This window comes from Bartonella gabonensis, assembly GCF_903679515.1.
GTDB lineage: Bacteria > Pseudomonadota > Alphaproteobacteria > Rhizobiales > Rhizobiaceae > Bartonella > Bartonella gabonensis.
This window is the reverse complement of the sequence record NZ_CAHOYM010000056.1, coordinates 1-6,154: the sequence shown is the minus strand read 5'-3', so window position 1 is coordinate 6,154 and position 6,154 is coordinate 1. Positions and strand designations below refer to the sequence as shown.

At 41.9% G+C, this 6,154-nt stretch carries 8 protein-coding genes and 1 pseudogene; 7 read left to right on the top strand and 2 right to left on the bottom strand.

Annotated elements, in window-relative coordinates:
- The 3 genes from HWX04_RS07640 to HWX04_RS07630 all read left to right on the top strand — a co-directional run.
- On the top strand, positions 1-784 hold a 784-nt coding region (locus HWX04_RS07640; RefSeq protein ID WP_175869539.1), incomplete at its 5' end, for a hypothetical protein.
- 89 nt (positions 785-873) lie between these two features.
- Positions 874-2,001, top strand: a complete 1,128-nt coding sequence (gene bgtG / locus HWX04_RS07635) for a BaGTA-type gene transfer agent major capsid protein (RefSeq protein WP_175869538.1) — start codon at positions 874-876, stop codon at positions 1,999-2,001.
- 21 nt (positions 2,002-2,022) lie between these two features.
- Complete coding sequence (locus HWX04_RS07630; protein ID WP_175869537.1) at positions 2,023-2,403, top strand: hypothetical protein; 381 nt, start codon at positions 2,023-2,025, stop codon at positions 2,401-2,403.
- A gap of 35 nt (positions 2,404-2,438) precedes the next feature.
- Here HWX04_RS07630 and HWX04_RS07625 read toward each other — a convergent pair whose 3' ends face one another.
- Positions 2,439-2,723 carry an addiction module antidote protein gene (locus tag HWX04_RS07625; RefSeq protein ID WP_175869536.1) on the bottom strand — a complete coding sequence of 95 codons (285 nt, stop codon included), beginning with the start codon at positions 2,721-2,723 and terminating at the stop codon, positions 2,439-2,441.
- Positions 2,704-3,012 (bottom strand): type II toxin-antitoxin system RelE/ParE family toxin, encoded by a 309-nt coding sequence (locus HWX04_RS07620; RefSeq protein ID WP_175869535.1) that lies wholly within the window; start codon positions 3,010-3,012, stop codon positions 2,704-2,706. The genes HWX04_RS07625 and HWX04_RS07620 overlap by 20 nt, the downstream gene beginning before the upstream one ends.
- Positions 3,013-3,076: 64 nt before the next feature.
- Here HWX04_RS07620 and HWX04_RS07615 point away from each other — a divergent pair, with 64 nt between their 5' ends.
- The 4 genes and pseudogenes from HWX04_RS07615 to HWX04_RS07600 all read left to right on the top strand — a co-directional run.
- Positions 3,077-3,784 (top strand): phage adaptor protein, encoded by a 708-nt coding sequence (locus tag HWX04_RS07615; protein WP_175869534.1) that lies wholly within the window; start codon positions 3,077-3,079, stop codon positions 3,782-3,784.
- 1 nt (position 3,785) lies between these two features.
- Positions 3,786-5,246, top strand: coding sequence for a gene transfer agent protein BgtE (bgtE, locus tag HWX04_RS07610; RefSeq protein ID WP_175869533.1), 1,461 nt, complete (start codon positions 3,786-3,788; stop codon positions 5,244-5,246).
- A complete protein-coding gene (locus tag HWX04_RS07605; RefSeq protein ID WP_175869532.1) occupies positions 5,246-5,671 on the top strand; it encodes a hypothetical protein in 426 nt (141 codons plus the stop codon). The genes bgtE and HWX04_RS07605 overlap by 1 nt, the downstream gene beginning before the upstream one ends.
- A gap of 1 nt (position 5,672) precedes the next feature.
- Positions 5,673-6,154 (top strand): annotated as a pseudogene (locus HWX04_RS07600) (hypothetical protein); the annotation flags it as partial.

Sequence of the window (6,154 nt, the reverse complement as noted above, 5' to 3'; positions counted from 1 at the left end):
GGTTGAGAGCCATGATGTTACGTCTCCAGAGCCGGTTGCAGAGCCCGCTGAACAGCTTTCAGAAACCGTTCCTATAGATCGGCAGCGTGCTGTAGAACAACTCAAGAAAGCCCGTGAAGCGCTTGCTAAGTTTTATGAACAGCAACCCCAAGCGCCAATGGTTGAAGATGAAGGAAGCCCCCCAGACCCACGTGAGGACATTATTGGCTATATGGGTTGGATGGGCAAGAAGCTTCAAGAGCAAGATGCCTATATTCGGGCACAGCAGGATGTGCAAAGGCAAGCGATTGAATACCAAGAATTTAATGGGCATTTGAATCAGTTTTTAGAAAATTCTGTTGAATCTGTTAAAGATAAGTACAGTGATTTTGATGCAGCGGCAGACTTTCTTTATGAGACGCGTGCAAAGCAGTTGAATGCGTGGTCTTCTGTTTATCCGAATTATGCGCAAAAGAGTACGATAGATGCGATTATCGGGGATGAATTGCGTACAATTGTCGCAACCTGTGCACAAAAAGGCGTCAATCCGGCAGAAGAGCTTTATCGGATAGCGCAAAATCTAGGGTATCAAAACCAAGCGGTGCAAGCCAATGATCAAATTGCAGCGCTTCAAAGCCGGCAGAATTCTGCGAGAACCTTAACGGCATCGGGTGGAGGGGGCAGTGTTGGACCTATGACCAAACAAACTCTAGCCGCTATGTCAGAGAAGGAATTTGATGCTTGGATAGCCAATCCGAAGAATGAAGCCCGTTTTTATGAAATTATGGGTGCAGACCCCGATTAGATAATAATTTTTACAACATAATCCGCCTTTGATGCGGGTTTTCCACCGGCTTTAAGCCGGTTTTTTTACAGCAAAGAAAGGTAAAATAAATGGCAACAACACATATAGGAACCCATGATCCACAATCGGTGAAATTGTGGTCACAGAAATTAAGCAATGAAGTTTTAAAAGCTACGAAAATAGCGCCCTTGATTGGCAAAAGTTCAAACAGCATTATCCAGCTTTACAACGAAACCCATAAGAGTGCAGGCGATAGCGTTACATTCAGTTTGCTGGTGAATCTGTTTGGAGATGGTGTCACTCAAGGCGAAACCCTAGAGGGGAATGAAGAAGCGCTTCAATTTATGAATGATCGGTTGGTCATTAACGAGCTCTTACATGCAGCGCGTGTGGCGAATGATGACTCGATTGATCAACAGAGAATACTGCCGAATTTACGCAAGAAAGCCAAAGAAGGCTTGGTTCGCTGGTATGCTAATCGTTTAAGCATCATGTTCTTTCTACAGGTGTGCGGTTATACAGCCCGTACGATTAATGTTGATGGTCGAGAAGTGTACATTAAACCGGTTCATTATGGCTTTAATGAAATCATGGCACCAAGCAGTGAACGGATTATCCGTCCAGATGGCAAAACCAAAGATGAAGAGCTTACAGATAAAGCCAAACATAGCTTTAGCCTTAAATTAATTGATGAAGCGGTTAAACAAGCCAAATTAGCCAATCCGCAAATTTCCCCCGTTCATGTTAATGGTGATGACGTTTACGTTCTTTATTTGCATCCCACCCAAGTGATGCAATTGCGAACCAATACAGCAGCCGGCGAATGGTTAGATATTCAAAAGTCCGTTTATGCCACCTCTCGTGCGAAAAACCCAATCTTTGACGGTTCTCTTGGTATGTATAATGGTGTTGTTTTACGCGAAGCAATCCATGTCACTCATGGGGTTAAATCGACCGATCATACAGCTGTTAAGAGCGTGCGTCGTGCGGTGTTCTTAGGAGCCCAAAGTGCGATTATCGGTTTTGGTAAAAATCACAGTGCAACGCATTACACACTGAAAGAAGAATACTTTGATTATGAACGTGAATTTGGTGTTGCTGCCAAGACTTTAATAGGAATGAAGAAAACACGTTTCCAAATGCCAAATAGCGCACAAACAGCACAAGATTTTGGAACGATTGTTATCCCCACTTACAGTGGTGAAGCAGCAGCGTAATGATTAAGGAGGAAAAAAGACATGGCAGATTATTTACCAAAACCGTTACAAGGTAGAAATCTTCACACTCAACAGGTGAGTTTTTTACGTTTGAATATTTCGCATAAAGATCAGCATCTTACAACGAAAATAGGAACCTTGCCTCGTGGCGCTTTGATCACTTCAATAAAAGCACATATTAAGACGGCGTTTTCGGAAGCGAAGTTGAAGATTGGAAGCACCTATGGTGGAAACGAATTCAGTGAAAAGGAGATCAAAGCCCAAGGGACGCAAGAATTTACAGCAACCAATCAAAAAGAGTTTGTTCCCCATGATGAGGAGTTAACGCTTTATGCAACCCGTGACAAAACAACAGCAGCTGGTGAATGTGTTGTGGTCGTGCAATTCGTGACTGATCACTGAAATTAAGGGGAGAAATCATTTAACTCCCCTTATATTCATGAATTGCAAGATTGTACAGAGAGTTGCAAATTAAGAGCAGATAAGACAGCCACTAAGGTAGAAAGCTTGGGATCACCCGTTTTACTTAAAGAGCGGTATAAACCACTCCGTTCACGATTGGTTTCTTTTGCTAAGGCACTCATATTTTGGGCGCGAGCAACGATACCAATAGCATCTGCGATATGGGCGGCATCACCGGTTTTAAGAGCTTCATTGAGAAAAATTTGTTGTGATTCAATGTCTTTAAGGTATTTTTCAGGTTTAAATGGGGTTATTTTCATTACTGTACTCCTCTTTTAACTTTAACGCTTGTTCAATATCCTTTTGCTGCGTTGATTTGTCTCCACCGCATAACAAGAGGATAAAATCAGAGCCTTTTTTTGTGAAATAAACTCGATAACCAGCACCATAATGGATACGTAATTCACCTATGCCATTAAAGAATTTAACATCACCCAAAAGTCCTTGTTTTAAGCGTACAACACGTTGAAGAATAATAGCTTTAGCGTTTTTATCTTTAAGCTTCTCAAGCCAAGTATCAAATTCTATCGTTTTATGAATGAACACCATTCGTGCACTATAGTATACATGATATATAATGTCAAGTTCGTTTCAATTAGGGAAAGGTATTTTAATGGCGCGTCATTATATTCGGGTTAAGACCGGCGGACCGATACCTGCGAGTCAAAACGTTTATCGACACAAGAGAACGCTTTCACACATGGTGTCGGTTATCCAAGATGAGATTGATGACATTGCGGATGAGTATGTAGCACAAATACAAGAAAGTATTTTTGCTGCTATTCGTTTTTGTGAGAGGGAAACTTTTTACTTTAACGAAAGTCGTGATGTGGTATTTCAAACAAGGGCGGGGCAAGGGGCTTATGATGCAACCGATACCCGCCATATTGAAACTGCTGTTAAAATCAAAAGTGTTTACTTGAGTTCTGAACAACATCATAAGTTTGCATTGGAATGGCAGGACCATGTTTCCTTAGAGGATTCGTTATCATCAGGACAGCAAGGAACGCCGGTTTGTTACAGTTATTTTGATAGGAAATTACATCTTTATCCTACACCGGATAAAGCCTATCAGATTCAACTTATTCTCTCTCCATTGCGCTTATCAGAGATAGAGAGTGTTGATGAAGAGCACCTATGGTTTGTGCATGCATTTGATTTGATTAAAGCACGTGCAAAGTATGAGTTGTACAAGAATATCCTTAAAGAGCCCGATTGTGCAACGGCAGCTTATAATGACTTTAACGAGCAGTTGCATGAATTGCGTGCAGAGACCTCTCAACGTCATAACGTAACCCAAATAATTCCAACGGATTTCTAACATGGTTTATTTTCCTATAGCCGATTACCGCCCAGATGTTGCGGTCGTCAACGGCAGCTTTACCGATACGCTTGTTAATGTTTTACCGGCAGATGGGGGCTATATTCCTATGCCTAGTGCAATGGTTGTTTCTAAGGTTCCTTTAGAAGAAAAGCCCTTGGGTTGCATAGCCTTTAGAAGTGGCAATGGTGTTAAGATCATTGTAGGAGGCAAGCAAAAGCTTTATAGTTATGACAGCCAAACGCAAGGTTGGAAAGATATCAGTCAAACTGGTGTGACCTATCAAGCAAATGAAGAGAACAAATGGTCGTTTGCTCTTTTTAAAGACATGATTATTGCGGTGAATAGAAATGATAAACCGCAAGTTCTCAAAATTCATAGTTCCGAACGATTTTCAGATTTAGGAGGGAATCCGCCGAAAGCAGGATTGGTGAAAGTTTGGGGTTCTGTTGTTTGTTTGATGCAATTGACTGATAATCCCAATCGCATTCATTGGTCAGGTTTGAATGATGCAAATTTCTGGGAAATAGGTCAAAGAAAATGTGATCATATAGATTTTCCAGATGGAGAATACGTTCAGGGGGCAACGGAATCCACCAATCCACTTATTTTTCTGCGTTCTGCTATTTATGCTGGTTTATTTATGCTAGGATCTGAACTTTTATTCAGTTTTCAGAAGATACAAGACAAGCGAGGAGCGCGTAGTGCAGCCTCTATAGCTTGTCGAGGCAGTGATGCTTTTTTTGCCGGTGATGGTGGCTTTTATCAGATAAGTAGCGATGGTCAACTTTTACCAATAGGTTTTGAAAAGGTTGATAGAACGGTCTTCAAAACATTTGATAAGTTTGCTCTTGATGAGATGCAAGGGGTTATAGACCCCGTTGATAATCGGATTTACTGGTCTTTAAAGAGAGGCAACAACGAGAAAACCACCTTTGTTTATGATTGGGGTTTGCAGAAATGGTCGATGATACAGGGAAAACCTTTCACATTCTTTCCAGTCTTTACGACAGGTTATACCTTAGAACAATTAGATGAGATTTCAATCAATCTTGAGGCATTACCGGCTTCTTTAGACAGCCCTCGTTGGCAAAGTGGAGCGCCTATCCTTGGTGGTTTTAACGATCAAAATCATCTTGTTGTGTTTACAGGAGCGCCAATGGAGGCAACGGTTGTTTCGCAAGAGATGGGGGCACCAGATGGAAGTTTTAGCTTTATCACGAAGATGTTTGCAGAGGTTGATACGACGCAAGGTCTTTTAAGCATAGGGGAACGTCGGCTTCGCAATGGTCAGACACCGATCACGTGGCACAAAGAGAGGATATGTTCTTACGTTACAGGTGCTTATCAAGGTCGCTCACGCAATCGTTATCACCGCTTTAAATTGCGTATTCCAGAACATGAACCTTGGACAATGATTACGGGCTTTAACGTTGATTTACGTCCTTTCGGCAGAGGGTAATGGCAAGAGTCTATTTGACCAGTTCTTGGGATCTGGAGCGTATAGCCCCATACTTTGAAGAGATCATGGCGTCATTGAGTGCGTATGTAGAACGTTTTAAACATGAAATTACGTTGCAAGAACTGATTGAAGCTATTTGTACAGGCAAGAAACAGTTGTGGCTTGTTTTGGATGATGACGAGCGATTTTTAGCGGCTTTTACGACCCAGATACAAGAGACAGTTCTAGGCAAGAAGCGCGCTTTGATTTGTGAGTGTAGTGGCAAGGGCGTTCTTGATCAGATTGACAATTTGAAAGTTATAGAGGATTGGGCGCGTGAGAATGGCGCTTTCGAGATAGAGATTTTAGGGCGTCTTGGTTGGAAGCGCGCCTTAGAAAAGCAAGGTTATGGCATAACGATGCTTTATTACAGGAAGGAATTATAACATGGGGAGCAAGACACCAACAACGACAGAACAGAAGCAGGTGCAAACAAGCGCCCCGCCTTCTTGGATGGAGAATGTTTTTAAGCGTGGTGGTGCGGATGCCTATCAAATGTATAACACAGGGATGGGGGGTAATGTTTATGGAGGACCGCGCATTGCGCCGTTAAGTGCACCAACTTATCAAGCTATAGGTGGTCTTGGAAGTGTTCCACATCAGTACCAAAATTATATGAATCATTTGATGAATACGCCTATGCAGGCAGAAAGAAATATAGGTGAATTGGCTTCTAGTTATAAAGGGGGATATGATCAAGATTTTGAAGATGTCCTTCAAAAGTCTAAAGAGGATGTGACAGATACAATTAACAGCTATTTTGCAGGTTCTGGTGGTTATGGATCTGGTGCGCATATGAAAGTGTTGGCGCGTGAACTTGATGCATTGTCTAAAAGTGCTAGGATTAATCATTACCGTCAGAATAAGCA

Excerpts from the sequence above, each read along its gene's own strand:
- bgtE (WP_175869533.1), top strand. The coding sequence starts at position 3,786 with ATGGTTTATTTTCCTATAGCCGATTACCGCCCAGATGTTGCGGTCGTC.
- HWX04_RS07625 (WP_175869536.1), bottom strand. The coding sequence starts at position 2,723 with ATGAAAATAACCCCATTTAAACCTGAAAAATACCTTAAAGACATTGAA.
- HWX04_RS07630 (WP_175869537.1), top strand. The coding sequence starts at position 2,023 with ATGGCAGATTATTTACCAAAACCGTTACAAGGTAGAAATCTTCACACT.
- HWX04_RS07620 (WP_175869535.1), bottom strand. The coding sequence starts at position 3,012 with ATGGTGTTCATTCATAAAACGATAGAATTTGATACTTGGCTTGAGAAG.
- HWX04_RS07615 (WP_175869534.1), top strand. The coding sequence starts at position 3,077 with ATGGCGCGTCATTATATTCGGGTTAAGACCGGCGGACCGATACCTGCG.
- HWX04_RS07605 (WP_175869532.1), top strand. The coding sequence starts at position 5,246 with ATGGCAAGAGTCTATTTGACCAGTTCTTGGGATCTGGAGCGTATAGCC.
- bgtG (WP_175869538.1), top strand. The coding sequence starts at position 874 with ATGGCAACAACACATATAGGAACCCATGATCCACAATCGGTGAAATTG.